This window comes from Clostridia bacterium (genome assembly GCA_016887505.1).
Lineage (GTDB): Bacteria > Bacillota > TC1 > TC1 > UBA5767 > UBA5767.
Genome location: CP069393.1, coordinates 181,304 through 196,415, shown reverse-complemented (window position 1 = coordinate 196,415; position 15,112 = coordinate 181,304). Strand labels below are relative to the sequence as shown.

The window sequence follows — 15,112 nt, the reverse complement described above, 5'->3', positions numbered from 1 at the left end:
TTTTATTGAGCTGTCCAAACTTCAGCCAGATTCTCTGCTTGCTTCATTACAAGTTCTATTGCAGCGGGCTGTTTATCCGGCGGATATCCATGTTTGTTAAGAATCCTTCGAACAATGACCATAATGCGAGCACGGGCTGTTTCCTTAATTGCGAAGTCGATCGTAGCATTCTTTCTGACTTTATCAGCTATTTCCCTTGCAATTTCCCTTAGTTGGTCGTCACCTAGAACTTTGACCGCGCTGTTGTTGGTTTCAAGTGCGTCGAAGAAAGCAAGTTCATCCTCTGAAAGCCCCAAATCCTGACCTCGCTTATCAGAAGCATTAATTTCACGAGCTATGCGAATGAGTTCTTCGATTATTTCTGCAGTGGTCAAAAGATTATTCTGATACCTTTTTAATGCTCCATCGAGCATTTCCATTAATGTTTTTGATTTGGCGAGGTTATGCTTGGACCGAATTTTAATTTCGTCGGATAATAGTTTTTTCAGTAGTTCAATAGCAACATTCTTATATTTCATTCCCTCAATCTCTTTCAAAAATTCTTCCGAAAGAATAGAGAGTTCAGGCTTCTCAAGGCCCGCTGCGCTGAAGATATCAACTACTTGGTCAGAGGCAATAGCAGAGTTTACAATGTTCCGTATGACGGAATCGTAACTCTCATCTTTGCCATTATCACTTGTCTCAAATTTCGTAAGCCGAGCCTTGAGCGCTTGGAAAAACGCTATCTCCTCAGCATTTTCAAAGGTGGCGGGGTCAGGCTTAGCGAGAGCATATGCTTGTCCTAACAGTGAAACTTCACGTACATAGCGGTTTTTACCCTCGTCCACACCTAGGATGAAGTCCTCCGCTTTCAGTATTAGAGATAGCTTATCCCTGACTGCACTGGAGAAAAACGTTGAATAATCAAAACCATGAAGTATCCCGCGCACAACTTCCAATTTCTCGAGCATAATCTCCACAGCTCTTTGATGAGTTTCAGCTGGCACACCTTTGCCACCGCTTTCTGCATAAAAGCCGAGTGCCTTTTTCAAATTTGTCGCGATACCAATGTAGTCTACAATCAGACCACCAGGTTTATCCTTGAACACGCGGTTGACACGAGCGATTGCTTGCATGAGGCTGTGGTCTTTCATTGGCTTATCTATATACATCGTATTTAGGCATGGAACATCAAAACCCGTAAGCCACATGTCACGAACGATGACAATTTTCAAAGGGTCGTTCTCATCCTTTAAACGAAGAGCGAGAGCTTTACGCTGTGCCTTGGTAGTATGATGCTTCTGAATAGCAGCACCGTCTGAACTGCTCGAAGTCATTACAACTTTGATAACGCCTTTATCTAAATCGTCACTATGCCATTCGGGACGTAATTTGATTATTGCATCGTACAAAGTAACTGCAATACGGCGACTCATCGCGACAACCAAGGCTTTTCCTTCGAATACTTCCTGTCTCTCCTCGAAATGAGTCACTATGTCATTAGCAAGGATTCGGATTCTATCTTCATTACCGACGATGGCTTCTAACTTCGCCCACTTGATTTTGGCCGCAGTGGCTTCATCAGCTTCGCCAACTTCGTCCAGTTCCGCGTCGAACTGCTCCACAAGTCGTTTGCCTTCTTCAGTAAGGTTCACCTTTGCAAGTCGGCTTTCATAGAAGATACGAACGGTTACATTGTCCGCTACTGCCTGAGCGATATCGTAGATGTCAATATAATTGCCGAAGACAGCTGGTGTGTTTGCATCCTGTTTCTCAACAGGTGTTCCTGTGAATCCAATAAAAGTGGCATTTGGAAGCGCATCACGTATATATTTCGCGAAACCGTAAGCAATCCGTTGTCCTACCACTTCGCCGTTTTCCTTGATGTCGCGGAGTTTAGCATTGAAACCATACTGGGTACGATGTGCTTCGTCAGCGATTACTACGATGTTTTCGCGAGCAGACAGCAGTTCATATACCGATGCATTATTATCGGGAATAAACTTCTGTATGGTCGTAAAAACGATACCTCCAGACGCGACCTTCAACAGGGTTTTTAAATCCTCGCAGGAATCCGCCTGTTTCGGCGGTTGGCGCAAAAGTTCACTGTTGCCTGCGAAAGTATCAAACAGCTGATCATCCAGATCATTACGATCATTGATAACCAAAATTGTTGGGTTATGCAAAGCGCGAACGATTTTACCTGTATAGAATACCATCGAAAGTGACTTTCCAGCTCCTTGTGTATGCCAAACCACGCCAGCTTTATGGTCACCTTTTGGTTGGTTTTTAGCGGAGGGCAGACCGAAACTTTCTGGGTCTTCATGAATCACCAAGCTGGAAGTGGTGGAGTATCCACTAGCCCGGATTGTCTGCTCCACTGCCTTATTCACCGCGTAATATTGGTGGTAAGCCGCAATTTTTTTTACAGTTTCCACCTTGACAATGTGCGTATTTTTGTCTTCGATCTGTGTCTTTTCGTAGGTCACAAAACTTTGTATGTAGTCAATCAACGTCGCGGGTGCGCAAAGTCCATGAATCAGCGTGGTAAGTTCATCTTCAAATTTGGTAGCTTCTTTTATGCCGTCTTTCGTTTTCCATGCACTAAAACGAGAATAAGACGCGGTCAGTGACCCCGCCTTTGCCTCCAATCCATCGGAAATAATGCAGATTTCATTGTAGGTGAAAAGCCCTGGAATCGCTTGCTTATACGCCTGTAACTGATCATATGCTTTGTGACAAGTTGCATTCTCGTCAGCAGGATTCTTTAGCTCAAATATAACTAGCGGGATACCGTTTATGAACAGTAGTATATCAGGGCGTTTGTTGTTATTATTTTGGACAATGGTATATTGATTGATTACAAGGAACTCATTGTTCAGCGGATTCTCGAAGTCTAGTACATGTACAAAATCACCTTTGATGTCACCATTCTTACGATATTCAACGGAGACACCATTTAAGAGCATAAGGTGGAATTCCTCATTATCGGTGAGCATATTTGAAGTGGCTATCCTTGACAGTTTTCGAGCAGCTCCATGAATTACATCGGCAGGTATACTCGGGTTCAGCTTGGACATAGCTGCTTGTAATCGCCCCATTAGTAGAACATCTCCATAGCTATTTCGCTCGGAATTCAGAACGTCAGGTGCGAGGTCAACACCAGACAAATAGGTATAACCGAGGTTTCGCAATTCCTCGATAGCCATTTCCTCTACTGCGGATTCACACAGTTTAGCCATTTCAATACCCCCTATAAGCCAGTATAGAATTCACCTAATCCACTCGACAAAACATCAATAGACTTTATGGTATCTTGGAGTAATGTTTTTTGGGAAAGTAACTCCTCATATAAAGCAGAAAGACGTTTTTGAGTAGCTTCATCTGGCAATTCAATATCAAGATTAAGAAATCTATCCACTGGAGCCGTTCGTCTACGTTCATGTGTTCCAATGGAAATATTCCAGTACCATTTCTTCATAAGGTCACTTTTGATAACATGACCTATAAGGAACGGTTCAAATTTTTGTTTAACTGACAAGACGACATAAGCTGGAGAGGTTATACCTAGATCTACAACCCAGCATTGATCTATTGCGCCTGCCCAAAGAAGATAAGGATTATAAACAATGTCAGTTTTCTTTACGATCTTATACGAGCTTGTGTCTTCAGTTGCAACACGCTTTGAGAAACGCTCCCTCTGCAGGACTAACCCTGCATTTTCAGTTATTGATAGTATTTCTGGCTCTTCAGAATTACCAAGTGTTGCTGTTGACTCTTCCAGGACATCGGAAAGTTTGTATTTTATAAGAGCCGTTGTTGGTTTGTTTAGTTCTACTTGTATCTCATTCATCAAGTGGTTAATGTTTTGATTAATCGTCTCCATCTTGCCACTGATTTCAGCAGCCGCTCCTTTTGTAATTGCGAGAGACTGTTCTTTTGGCTTGATATCGGTTTCTTCAACACCAATACCGATGTATTGACCTGGATATAGTGAATAATCACTGTCACAAATTTCACTCTGATGAACTGAACGGCAGTAACCTGGTATATCTTCATACTCGTTCTCTTGATAGAGCCATGAATGGTACGTTTCGCAAATGCCACTAATTATTTTTGCATCAAGTGTCCTATGCGTTCGATCGAGATCTATAAACATTTTTGACGCGTCGATGAAAAGAGTTTCATCCTTGCGGCGAGTTTTCGATTTGCCTCTTGATAATACCCATAGAGAAACAGGAGCTGGGGTTGTATAGAATAACTTGCCTGGCAACAGGACGATACACTCAACTAAATCTTCTCTGACGATTCCTGAACGGATAGTTTTCTCAGCAGCAGATTCGGATGCCAGAGCCTTGGTCGCTAAAAGAAACCCCGCCTTACCTTTTGGTGAAAGGTGAGAAATAAAGTGCTGAATCCAAGCATAATTTGCATTTGATGCTGGCGGTGTGCCGTATTTCCAGCGGTAGTCACCACTCAATAATTCTCCACTCCAGTCACTATCGTTGAATGGTGGATTGGTAATTATAAAATCTGAACGCAAATCTTGATGTACATCATTCAAGAAAGATCCCTCGTTATTCCATTTCACATTGGAACTATCGATTCCACGCATCGCGAGGTTCATTTTACATAGTCGCCAAGTAGTCTGATTGCTTTCTTGACCATAAACTGAAACAACGCTTTCAAACAGCTTGACAATTTCCTTTGCTTTACCGTTGTAGTGGTCAGCATGGGCTTCAATAAATTTCTCACTTTGCACAAACATACCGCCAGATCCGCAACATGGATCAAGTACGCGACCCTCGTACGGCTCAAGCATTTCTACGAGTAGTTGAACAAGGCAGCGTGGCGTATAAAATTGCCCGCCTTTTTTGCCTTCCGCAAGTGCAAATTGACCAAGAAAATACTCATATACTGTTCCAAGTACATCATTAGAGCGAGACAGAGAATCTCCAAGGGCAATTGTGCTAATTATGTCGATAAGTCCACCGAGTGACTGTTTATCTAGCTTTTCTTTCGCGTACTCCTTCGGGAGGACACCCTGTAAAGATGGATTGTCTTTCTCGATTGAGTCCATTGCATCGTCTATGTCTTTACCGATGGTGGCGAGTTTTGCCCTTCCACGCAGGTAGTCCCACCGAGCCTGAGGTGGTACATAGAAAACATTCTCAGCACGGTACTCATAAGGGTCATCCGGATCAGCTCCAGCATAATCGCCTTCACCCGCCTCCAGTTTGTGGTATAGCTCATAAAAGTTATCCGAAATGTATTTAAGGAATATTAGACCAAGAACTATATGCTTGTATTCCGCGGCATCCATATTTTTACGTAGCTTGTCCGCAGCAGCCCAAAGCGCTTGCTCGACAGGCTGATCTTTTACTTCTTTTTTTGCTTTTGCCATTCTTTTCTCCTCATCTCTAGGCCTTCTAATGCGTATTTAGAAACCGACCCATTTTATTTTCTTCTTATTATAAATATTGTTAATCGGAATCAATCAGTGTCCGTTAAGTCGGAATTATCTGCAGCACCACCGGAGCGAATCCAGTCATCAACTTCGGACAGCTTGAATTTCCATAGTCGCCCGACTTTATATGCTGGCATATTTCTCTTGGCGATCCACTGCAGAATGGTCTCACGGCCTACACCGAGATACTCTTGTACTTCTTTTAAAGTAGACCATTTTTCAATGCTTTTATCGCTCACGTTATTAACCTCCAAATGAGTGACTATTCTATTTCGAACTTAGAATCTATTGTAACGTTAAATAGCTTTTTGTTATTAGGAAAGCAGTTGTTGCCTTCGTTATCCTGCATCTCCCACAAACATTCATAACGTCCTTCAAAACCACGAGTGTCAATGCTTGTGGTTATTTTTATTTCTTTACCAGGAGGTACATCTGGTATATCGATACAGCTTTTAGCGGTTCTTGGCCTTACAGAGGCCTGGTTAACAAAAACAAGTTTTCGACTGCGCCATGTCTGATTTCCAGTGTTTTGAATTAGCCATGTGTGATCAAACTGCTCATAACACTTTTTTAAATAAATCCGCGCCGGTAGAAAATCAAGAACATATGCGCCATCACCAGGATACAATGGAACTAAAGACTGAGGCTTTTCATCGGCAGGCTCAGTGAGAAGCCTTTGGTATTCCATAGCCACGATATCGTCGGCGTCACTATCTTCATTCTTTACAAGGTAATTAAATTGAAGAGCAAGAGCTCGAGAAAAAGTACCTTTCTGTGGTTCGAGCGAAACTGGTATTGCAGATGCTGTCATCGCCTGGCGAACCTTATCATCTTTTAAGTGCTTTTCAAACAGACCTACCAATGCGTCCAGCTGAATATTTGCAGGGAATGAATCCTTAAGATTCTGTGTCAGCGGTTTCGAGCCATTATACAGTTTCTTTTGATATTCCTTGTCAGTATTAACCGAGGTAGAAAAATACGAACTCCCACCAGCTACAAACAACTTGCTCACAAACAAACCTTGGCTAGATATCTGATGACAATATGGATATATTCTTTTGCAATACTGAGAGAAGTTGATTTTAATCACCTCCGTGAAAGTCCCTTGATCAGTCCCTTTAGTCCCATGTAAGGCTAATTTTTAGTCCCTTTGCGCCCTGTTAATCTATTTATAGATGACAGGGCGTTACTCATCTGTGTTCCCGACGAGGGTATTGACTTTCTAATTATATATCATCTTAAGGTGAAAATCTACTCTTACCGACTATGTTGTTTATAAAAAGTCATAAACTCACTTTTCAAGTCACAAAAAACGCTCTTGTCATTTGAAATCACCTCGATGTGCATCCACTGATCATGGATGGTTCAGCGCAGCGAGGCGAACAACCAAATATCAAACAGCTGACTACTGAACAGGAAGCTGCAATCCGAAACGGAGAAATCTGTGTTGGACTGCGGTCGGGCTTTTATTGCCTTTTTCAGCTGAGCAGCTCAATTCCTCCGTTTCGAGACAACGACAAACGGAGGAATTTTTATGTCAAACAATGCAAACCAGAACCAATCCAACGAACGCAAAATCTACCTCAGGGATCTGCACCAGTGGGTGCCAGTCAGCAAGACCGACTACGACAACTATTACCGCGATATCAATGCCTATCGCCGCAGGCAACAGGAGCACGGCCGCTGCGTCTGCCCAGCAAACAAGCGCTACCTTTGTGATATGGATTGCTGGACCTGCCGTTTTCACAAGGCTGGCGATGAGCTTTCCCTTGATTACACCGTGACCGACGATGACGGAAACGAAAAGAGCTGGCTCGATGACTTGGCGGACGATGCTCCCAGCGCTCACTCCATTTTAGAGGATCGCGAACTGCTTGACACCCTTATTTGCAAATTGGACGAGCTTGATCCCGACGGTCGCCGCATCTGCGAGCTTCTGCTTCAGGAAAAGTCTGAACGAGAAATTGCTGCCATCATGGGCATTTCCAGGCAATCCACCATCAACTACAAGAAGAAAAAGGCGTTTGACGCTTTGCGGGAGCTTCTACGCGACTACATCTAATCCCTTATCCATCTTTCTCCGGCTGCCAAATTGGTGGCCGGAGAAAATCTTTTTTCCTGATTTTCGTTCAAACACCATTCTCACCTCCATTGGGTAGTGGAAAGAGCAAAACGACAAGCGCTCCTTCCAAGGAGGTGAAAGAAATGCAAAAGGCACAGACAAGACCACGGAGCTGCGCTGCAGATGATGAACTCGTAGATGTTCTCACTGCGATTAGCGTTGTATCCATGCGGCTGGCAAGAAAATTGACCTTGCTCGCCGGACAGAGCCAATCCAAGGAAGGAGGAAAAGCACATGAGCAAAATGAGCGACATGGCCATGACCATCGAAGAACTACGCAGCGCAGCTGCAGCTATTAACGAAGCCGCAAATTGGCTAGCCGAGCAGTTCAGCACCAATGAACCAACGCCAGAACCTACACCCACCGAACCGGTAATTACGCTGGAAGCGGTCAGAGCAGTCCTCGCGGATAAGTCCCGTTCTGGCTTCACCGCTCAGATTCGCTCTCTGCTCCAGAAATACGGTGCCGACAAGCTGTCCGGTATTGACCCGGCCAACTACAAGGCCCTGCTTGCAGATGTGGAGGGACTTAACGATGCCAGCTAAAGGACACGCACTCCTATCCGCATCTAGCTCCGAACGTTGGCTCCGCTGCCCACCCTCGGCTCGACTCTGTGAAAGCTACGACGATAAGGGCAGCAATTACGCTGCCGAAGGCACTGACGCCCACGAACTTTGCGAGTACAAGCTCCGTCAGGCGCTGGGCATGGAGGCAAAGGACCCGACTGAGAACCTCACATGGTTCAACGAAGAAATGGCCGACTGTGCTTCTGGCTACACTGCCTACATCCTCGAACAGGTAGAAGCAGCCAAGCAGACATGTGCTGACCCAGTCGTTTTGATCGAACAGCGTGTGGACTTTTCTCGATGGGTGGAGTCCGGCTTCGGAACAGCAGACTGCATCATTATTGCGGACGGCACCTTGCAGATATGCGACTACAAACACGGAATGGGAATTTTTGTAATTGCAGAAAAGAATCCGCAAATGCAGTGTTATGCCCTCGGTGCCCTGGAACTGTTCGACGGAATCTACGACATTGACCTCGTCAGGATGGTCATATATCAACCCAGAAGAAGTAATATCAGCACCTACGAGCTCTCAAAAGATGAGCTTTACCGCTGGGCAGACGAAGTACTCAAGCCCACTGCAGACCTTGCTTTCGCCGGCGACGGCAACTTCCTCTGCGGTGAATGGTGTGGTTTCTGCAAGGCAAAGCATGACTGCCGCGCCAGAGCCGATGCCAACCTGGAGCTTGCCCGCTATGACTTCAAGCTGCCGCCGCTACTCACGGACGAGGAAGTCGAAGAAATCCTTACCCGCGTCGATGACCTTGTCGCATGGGCCACGGACATCAAGGAATACGCCCTGCAGCAGGCTATCAGCGGTAAGGAATGGAACGGTTGGAAGCTGGTCGAAGGCCGGTCCAATCGTAAGTACACCAATGAAACAGCTGTCGCTGATGCAGTTATCAGTGCAGGATTTGACCCATATGACCACAAAGTCCTCGGCGTCACCGCCATGCAGAAGCTGCTCGGCAAATCCCGCTTTGACGAACTACTCGCGGCTTACATTGAAAAGCCACAAGGTAAACCCACGCTTGTACTGGAGAGCGACAAACGTCCGGTCATGAACACTGCCAAAAATGATTTTATGGAGGAAAACGACTATGAATAACAACACCAACAAAGCCAACAACCCAATGAAAGTTATCACTGGACCCGACACCCGTTGGAGCTATGCAAACATCTGGGAAGCCAAGAGCATCAACGGTGGTACTCCGAAGTTCTCTGTTTCGCTCATTATCCCTAAGTCCGACACCAAGACCGTCGCTAAGATCAAGGCCGCTATTGAGGCAGCTTACCATGAGGGAGAAGCAAAGCTCAAAGGTAGCGGCAAGTCCGTGCCCCCGATGGCGGCAATCAAGACCCCGCTCAGAGATGGCGACAGCGAGCGTCCAGATGATCCGGCCTACGCCAATGCATACTTCATCAACGCCAATTCCGCTACAGCTCCCGGCGTCGTGGATGCTGACCGTAATCCGATTCTCACCCGCTCTGAGGTGTACTCCGGCGTATATGGCAGAGCTAGTATCAGCTTCTACGCCTTCAATTCCAACGGCAACAAGGGCATCGCATGCGGTCTGAACAACCTGCAGAAGGTACGCGACGGCGAGCCTCTCGGTGGCAAGGTTAGTGCCGAGTCCGATTTCGCAACAGACGATGATGACGACTTTTTGTCTTAAGGAAGGACGGTAAACCAATGACAACGATTTTGTTAAACATCCTTTTGGGATTGTACTCAGCTCTCTGTGTCACGTTCCTGATCTCAATGATCCAGAGCATTCGAGGCGATCGCAAGAGGGCAAGACGCGACGAAGAACGCGAAGCTCGTGATAAAGAGTATCACGAAAAACGGATGCGGGACTTCAAGTAAAAATCTGTGGACGGCGGTAGAGAACTTCTTTACCGCCGTTCCTTATAAAAGGATGGCCAACTATGAAAACACTCTCAATAGATATTGAAACCTATAGCAGCACCAATCTCGCCAAAGCAGGTGTGTACTGCTATGTCGAGTCACCCGATTTCGAGATACTGCTTTTCAGCTACAGCATTGACGGCGGTGATGTCCAGGTCGTTGACCTTGTTAGCGGTGAGAAACTGCCTGGTGAGGTTATCGCCGCTCTCACAAATGAAACGGTAACCAAATGGGCATTTAACGCAAACTTTGAGCGGGTCTGCCTGTCTCGCTTTCTTGGGCTCCCTACCGGCGAATACATCAACCCTGCCTCATGGAAATGCTCGATGGTATGGGCAGCAACAGTGGGCTTGCCGCTTTCGCTGGAAGGCGTCGGCTCGGTACTTAAGCTGGACAATCAGAAACTCACCGAAGGTAAAGACCTCATCAAATTTTTCTGTCAGCCTTGTGCTCCAACGAAAGCCAACGGTCAGCGCACCAGGAATTACCCGTACCACGCACCCGATAAATGGTCGGCGTTTAAGAAATATAACGCTCGAGATGTTGAAACGGAAATGTCCATTCAAGAAAAGCTCGCCAAGTTCCCGGTGCCGGATAGCATCTGGGATGAGTACCACCTCGACCAGGAGATCAATGACCGAGGTGTTGCGCTGGATATGACACTGGTCCAAGAGGCTATCGCAATGGATGGTCGCTCCCGTTCGGAGCTCACAACCGCGATGAAGCATCTGACGGAGCTGGACAATCCGAACTCCGTACAGCAGATGAAGCAATGGCTTGCCAACAATGGCATGGAGACCGACACGCTTGGGAAAAAGGTTATCGTCGAGTTATTGAAAACAGCACCACCGGATCTTGCAGACGTTCTCTCCCTCCGCCAGCAGCTTGCCAAGTCATCGGTTCGGAAGTATCAGGCAATGGAGAATGCGGTCTGTGCCGATGGTCGCGCCCGTGGGATGTTTCAATTTTTTGGTGCCAATCGGACCGGGCGCTGGGCAGGCAGGCTTATTCAAATGCAAAACCTCCCTCAGAACCATCTGGAGGACTTGGCCGAAGCGCGTGCCCTTGTGCGCTTCGGTGATTTTGATGCCGTGGAAATGCTCTATGAGGATGTGCCGGACACGCTGTCTCAGCTTATCCGCACTGCCTTCGTCCCAAGATCAGGTGCCAAGTTTATCGTATCAGACTTCAGTGCCATCGAAGCCCGTGTGATCGCATGGCTGGCCAGGGAACAGTGGCGACAGGATGTGTTTGCCAAGGGCGGCGATATCTACTGCGCTTCTGCAAGTCAGATGTTCAAGCTGCCGGTTGAAAAGCATGGCGTCAACGGTCACCTACGTCAAAAAGGCAAGATTGCTGAACTCGCCCTCGGATATGGCGGTTCTGTAGGTGCTCTCAAAGCAATGGGCGCTCTTGATATGGGACTTGAAGAGGACGAGCTCCCTCAGCTGGTAGATGCGTGGCGGCAAGCCAATCCGCACATCGTGAAGTTCTGGTGGGATGTGGACAAGGCCGCTATGGAGGCCGTTCGGTATAAACGCACCAACTCGACGCATGGGATCACTTTCTCCTGCCAGAGTGGGATGCTTTTCATTACGCTTCCTTCCGGTAGGCGGCTTGCTTATGTGAAGCCGCGAATCGGCGAAAACAAGTTCGGTGGTCAGTGCATCACCTACGAAGGTGTAGGCGCAACTAAAAAGTGGGAACGGCTGGATTCCTACGGGCCGAAGTTCGTGGAAAACATCGTACAAGCAACTGCCCGTGACCTCCTCTGTAGTGCCATGCAAACACTCCGGAACTGCTCCATCGTCATGCACGTCCACGACGAAATCGTCATCGAAGCTGATCCGGGCATTTCTCTGAAAACCGTCTGTGAGCAGATGGGCCGGACGCCGTCTTGGGCTAAGGGGCTACTGCTCCGAGCCGATGGCTACGAGACAAATTTTTATAAAAAAGATTGAGCTTTTTTCGTTCAAACCCGTTTTTGACCTCCATTGGGTAATAGAGGTGGACAAAAAGCCCGCCCGGATTGGAGGTCAAAATGAGCATTAATAAATTAAACAGCGAGGGTTACTACGACCCAACCGCCTATGAAGCCTTGTCCGCTATCGAAAAAGAAGAAAAGGCGCTTCGGGCATTCAGGCCAATTGTCTATATCTGCTCTCCCTTTTCTGGAGATGTAGAAGGAAACGTAAAGGCTGCACAGCGCTACAGCCGATTCGCTGTGGACAAAGGCTTCATTCCCATTGCGCCGCATTTGCTGTTTCCTCAGTTTTTGAACGACGACATTCCTGCCGAACGCCAGCTTGGGCTATTCTTCGGCAACGCCCTCATGAGCAAATGTACAGAGGTCTGGGTGTTCGGCAGCACCATCTCAGCTGGTATGTCGGCTGAAATCAAGAGAGCCAAGTGGAAGAACTACCGCTTACGCTACTTTACTGAAAACTGCGAGGAGGTTTAAATCATGTACGCTATCACAGAAAAGGAAAGAAATATCGACGGCACCACTATCACGACCTTTAGCCGTGACATATACAGCGCAAATGTTCTCGAAGTCGAGGCTGGCACCAACGGCTATCAGGGAGGAGATTCAGGTCACGGCAGTCGTACCTACTTTCGCATCGAGAATGCGGGAGGAACCGACATTGAAGCGCATCTGATCGGACCTTATGGCACAGATGGCATAGAGGTGACTCTTGGTGGTGACTGCGAGCTTGAAACAATCATCATGGCACTCAAATTCATCACCAAGGTGCTGGAGGATGGCGCAACGGAGGTGAACGACTGATGTTCACTCTTTATCACGCCGACTTCATCGGCAACCCCGGCAACTGCTCCTATCCACACAAGGTCGAGGTCACTGACGCAAGTTCTCTGATCGCAGCTGTTGGCCATGACTATGTGTGCGCCGAATACCGGAACAGTTACCGGAATGGTGAAAACTACGTGGGTAGCAATTGCCTACCGGTGGACTGCGACAACGATCACTCAGAGCAACCAGAGGATTGGGTGCTACCCGCCGACGTCATGGAGACCTTCCCCGGCGTCACTTTTGCAGTTCATTATAGCCGCTACAATATGCGCGAGAAAAACGGTAAGCCTGCTCGACCCAAATTCCACGTACTATTTCCCATTGACCACGTTACAAACGCGGCTTGCTACAGCGATATGAAGAAGCTGGTCAACGCCATCTTTCCGTACTTCGATACCAAGGCACTGGATGCAGCACGTTTCTTCTTCGGGACGACATCTCCGGAAGTTGAAATCTACACCGGCAGCATGAACTTGAGCGAGTTTCTGGAAGGTGAAGAGTTCGATGCTGATATAGCAGGTGGCTATCGTTCCACTCAAGTCATAACAGAAGGAAGTCGCAACGCCACCATGTCCCGTTTTGCCGGTCGTGTCATCAAAAAATATGGCGACAGCGATGCCGCTTTTCAGTGTTTCTTAGAGGAAGCTGTAAAATGTTCACCTCCGCTTGAGGAAGCTGAGCTCATGACCATCTGGCACAGCGCCCAGCGCTTCTTTTCAAAGGTGCAGCAGCAGGACGGCTATGTTTCTCCGGAGGTTTACAACGACCCGACGTCCTATATGCCAGGAGATTTCTCTGATGTAGGACAGGCAGAGGTGCTTGCGAAATACTTCTCTGGGGAACTAAGGTATTCTCCGGCTACCCATTTTATCCGTTACACCAGCCATTACTGGCAAGAAAGCGAACCAGGCGCACAGGCAGTGGCTCATGAGCTGACCCGCCGCCAGCTGGAGGAAGCTACAAAGGATCTTCAGTCAGCGATGAGACTGCTGACTGAAAACGGTGCGCAGGAAATCCTTGCAAATGCTTCAAAGGCAAAGGCTGAGTCGCTCATGAACGACACGCAGCTCGAGGCTTACAAAGCATTTCTTTCAGCCAAAGCATACCAGTCCTTCGCCATCCGTCGCCGAGATTCAAAGAATATCACCGCGACGCTAAAGGAGTCCCGTCCTATGCTGGAGATCTCGCCGCGTGACCTTGATGCTGACTGCTTTCTTCTTTGTACACCCGCTGCTACCTACGATCTACGCAAAGGGATGACCGGAGCCCGAGAGCATTCACCTGAAGATTTCATCACGAAAATGACCGCAGTTTCACCCAGTTCCAAAGGTGAACAGATCTGGCAGAACAGTTTGGACCTTATCTTCTGCGGCAATCAGGAGCTTATCGACTATGTGCAAATGATCTGCGGCTTAGCCGCCATTGGTAAAGTCTATGTTGAAGCCCTGATCATCGCCTACGGTGGTGGACGCAACGGTAAATCTACCTTCTGGAACGCCATCTCCCGTGTACTCGGTCTGTATAGCGGCAATATCTCCGCAGATACCCTGACGGTTGGATGCCGCCGAAACATTAAGCCGGAAATGGCCGAGGTCAAGGGAAAGCGTCTACTTATCGCTGCTGAGATACAGGAAGGCGCTCGGCTCAATGACTCCACGGTCAAGCAACTCTGCTCCACTGACGATGTGTTCGCCGAAAAGAAATATAAGGACCCGTTCAGCTTCACGCCCTGCCATACGCTGGTGCTTTATACAAACCACCTGCCGAAGGTCAGCGCTTCTGATGACGGTATCTGGCGTAGATTGGTTGTTATACCCTTCGACGCCAAGATTGAGGGAAGCAGCGACATCAAGAACTATGGCGAGTACCTCTATCAAAACGCTGGCGAGAGCATTCTCGCATGGGTGATCGAGGGTGCCAAGAAGGTCATTGCGCTGGATTACAAAATTCCTGTGCCTGAGTGCGTGCAGCAAGCCATAACGGAGTACCGGTCGCAAAACGACTGGTTTGGCCATTTTCTTGAGGAGAAATGCGAGCTTGATGCAAGCTTTCGTGAAAGCTCCAGTTCCCTTTATAGGGCGTATCGCAATTACTGCATTGACACAAATGAGTATATCCGCAGCACTACAGACTTCTATTCTGCGCTGGAGGCTGCTGGTTATGGCCGTATCAATGTCAAAAACAAGCGGTTCTTTGCAGGACTGAGGCTTAAAATCGATGACGGAGATTTTGAGGATTTCTTGAGTTGATGGACTA

General features: G+C 47.5%; 13 protein-coding genes. 9 read left to right on the top strand and 4 right to left on the bottom strand.

All coding sequences use genetic code 11. From position 1 onward, the window contains the following. Nucleotides 1–2: 2 nt before the first annotated feature. The 4 genes from JR334_00860 to JR334_00845 all read right to left on the bottom strand — a co-directional run bounded on the left by JR334_00860 (nt 3) and on the right by JR334_00845 (nt 6,536). Nucleotides 3–3,221 carry a type I restriction endonuclease subunit R gene (locus tag JR334_00860; GenBank protein QRN85821.1) on the bottom strand — a complete coding sequence of 1,073 codons (3,219 nt, stop codon included), beginning with the start codon at nt 3,219–3,221 and terminating at the stop codon, nt 3–5. Between the two features lie 11 nt (nt 3,222–3,232). Next, nucleotides 3,233–5,383 carry an SAM-dependent DNA methyltransferase gene (locus tag JR334_00855; protein ID QRN85820.1) on the bottom strand — a complete coding sequence of 717 codons (2,151 nt, stop codon included), beginning with the start codon at nt 5,381–5,383 and terminating at the stop codon, nt 3,233–3,235. An 89-nt stretch (nt 5,384–5,472) separates the two neighbouring features. Continuing rightward, nucleotides 5,473–5,685 (bottom strand): helix-turn-helix domain-containing protein, encoded by a 213-nt coding sequence (locus JR334_00850; protein QRN85819.1) that lies wholly within the window; start codon nt 5,683–5,685, stop codon nt 5,473–5,475. 23 nt (nt 5,686–5,708) lie between these two features. Next, nucleotides 5,709–6,536 carry a hypothetical protein gene (locus JR334_00845; GenBank protein QRN85818.1) on the bottom strand — a complete coding sequence of 276 codons (828 nt, stop codon included), beginning with the start codon at nt 6,534–6,536 and terminating at the stop codon, nt 5,709–5,711. A 444-nt stretch (nt 6,537–6,980) separates the two neighbouring features. Here JR334_00845 and JR334_00840 point away from each other — a divergent pair, with 444 nt between their 5' ends. The 9 genes from JR334_00840 to JR334_00800 all read left to right on the top strand — a co-directional run bounded on the left by JR334_00840 (nt 6,981) and on the right by JR334_00800 (nt 15,105). Next, nucleotides 6,981–7,508 carry a hypothetical protein gene (locus tag JR334_00840; GenBank protein QRN85817.1) on the top strand — a complete coding sequence of 176 codons (528 nt, stop codon included), beginning with the start codon at nt 6,981–6,983 and terminating at the stop codon, nt 7,506–7,508. Between the two features lie 143 nt (nt 7,509–7,651). Then, nucleotides 7,652–7,867 carry a hypothetical protein gene (locus JR334_00835; protein ID QRN85816.1) on the top strand — a complete coding sequence of 72 codons (216 nt, stop codon included), beginning with the start codon at nt 7,652–7,654 and terminating at the stop codon, nt 7,865–7,867. Next, a complete protein-coding gene (locus JR334_00830; protein ID QRN85815.1) occupies nt 7,803–8,114 on the top strand; it encodes a DNA ligase in 312 nt (103 codons plus the stop codon). Before JR334_00835 ends, JR334_00830 begins: the two co-directional genes overlap by 65 nt. Next, nucleotides 8,104–9,243 carry a DUF2800 domain-containing protein gene (locus tag JR334_00825; protein ID QRN85814.1) on the top strand — a complete coding sequence of 380 codons (1,140 nt, stop codon included), beginning with the start codon at nt 8,104–8,106 and terminating at the stop codon, nt 9,241–9,243. Before JR334_00830 ends, JR334_00825 begins: the two co-directional genes overlap by 11 nt. Continuing rightward, on the top strand, nt 9,236–9,811 hold the full coding sequence (locus tag JR334_00820) for a DUF2815 family protein (protein ID QRN85813.1): 576 nt from the start codon (nt 9,236–9,238) through the stop codon (nt 9,809–9,811). The genes JR334_00825 and JR334_00820 overlap by 8 nt, the downstream gene beginning before the upstream one ends. A 253-nt stretch (nt 9,812–10,064) precedes the next feature. Then, nucleotides 10,065–12,005 carry a DNA polymerase gene (locus JR334_00815; protein QRN85812.1) on the top strand — a complete coding sequence of 647 codons (1,941 nt, stop codon included), beginning with the start codon at nt 10,065–10,067 and terminating at the stop codon, nt 12,003–12,005. Between the two features lie 80 nt (nt 12,006–12,085). Beyond that, nucleotides 12,086–12,505: a hypothetical protein gene (locus JR334_00810; GenBank protein ID QRN85811.1), complete on the top strand. Its 420-nt coding sequence runs from the start codon at nt 12,086–12,088 to the stop codon at nt 12,503–12,505. A 3-nt stretch (nt 12,506–12,508) separates the two neighbouring features. After that, nucleotides 12,509–12,832, top strand: coding sequence for a hypothetical protein (locus JR334_00805; GenBank protein QRN85810.1), 324 nt, complete (start codon nt 12,509–12,511; stop codon nt 12,830–12,832). Then, nucleotides 12,832–15,105, top strand: coding sequence for a primase C-terminal domain-containing protein (locus JR334_00800; GenBank protein QRN85809.1), 2,274 nt, complete (start codon nt 12,832–12,834; stop codon nt 15,103–15,105). The genes JR334_00805 and JR334_00800 overlap by 1 nt, the downstream gene beginning before the upstream one ends. Nucleotides 15,106–15,112 lie beyond the last annotated feature (7 nt).

What these genes read in the sequence shown, in the direction of transcription:
- JR334_00860 (QRN85821.1), bottom strand. Translation starts at nt 3,221, where the DNA reads ATGGCTAAACTGTGTGAATCCGCAGTAGAGGAAATGGCTATCGAGGAA.
- JR334_00855 (QRN85820.1), bottom strand. Translation starts at nt 5,383, where the DNA reads ATGGCAAAAGCAAAAAAAGAAGTAAAAGATCAGCCTGTCGAGCAAGCG.
- JR334_00840 (QRN85817.1), top strand. Translation starts at nt 6,981, where the DNA reads ATGTCAAACAATGCAAACCAGAACCAATCCAACGAACGCAAAATCTAC.
- JR334_00835 (QRN85816.1), top strand. Translation starts at nt 7,652, where the DNA reads ATGCAAAAGGCACAGACAAGACCACGGAGCTGCGCTGCAGATGATGAA.
- JR334_00830 (QRN85815.1), top strand. Translation starts at nt 7,803, where the DNA reads ATGAGCAAAATGAGCGACATGGCCATGACCATCGAAGAACTACGCAGC.
- JR334_00825 (QRN85814.1), top strand. Translation starts at nt 8,104, where the DNA reads ATGCCAGCTAAAGGACACGCACTCCTATCCGCATCTAGCTCCGAACGT.
- JR334_00820 (QRN85813.1), top strand. Translation starts at nt 9,236, where the DNA reads ATGAATAACAACACCAACAAAGCCAACAACCCAATGAAAGTTATCACT.
- JR334_00815 (QRN85812.1), top strand. Translation starts at nt 10,065, where the DNA reads ATGAAAACACTCTCAATAGATATTGAAACCTATAGCAGCACCAATCTC.
- JR334_00810 (QRN85811.1), top strand. Translation starts at nt 12,086, where the DNA reads ATGAGCATTAATAAATTAAACAGCGAGGGTTACTACGACCCAACCGCC.
- JR334_00805 (QRN85810.1), top strand. Translation starts at nt 12,509, where the DNA reads ATGTACGCTATCACAGAAAAGGAAAGAAATATCGACGGCACCACTATC.
- JR334_00800 (QRN85809.1), top strand. Translation starts at nt 12,832, where the DNA reads ATGTTCACTCTTTATCACGCCGACTTCATCGGCAACCCCGGCAACTGC.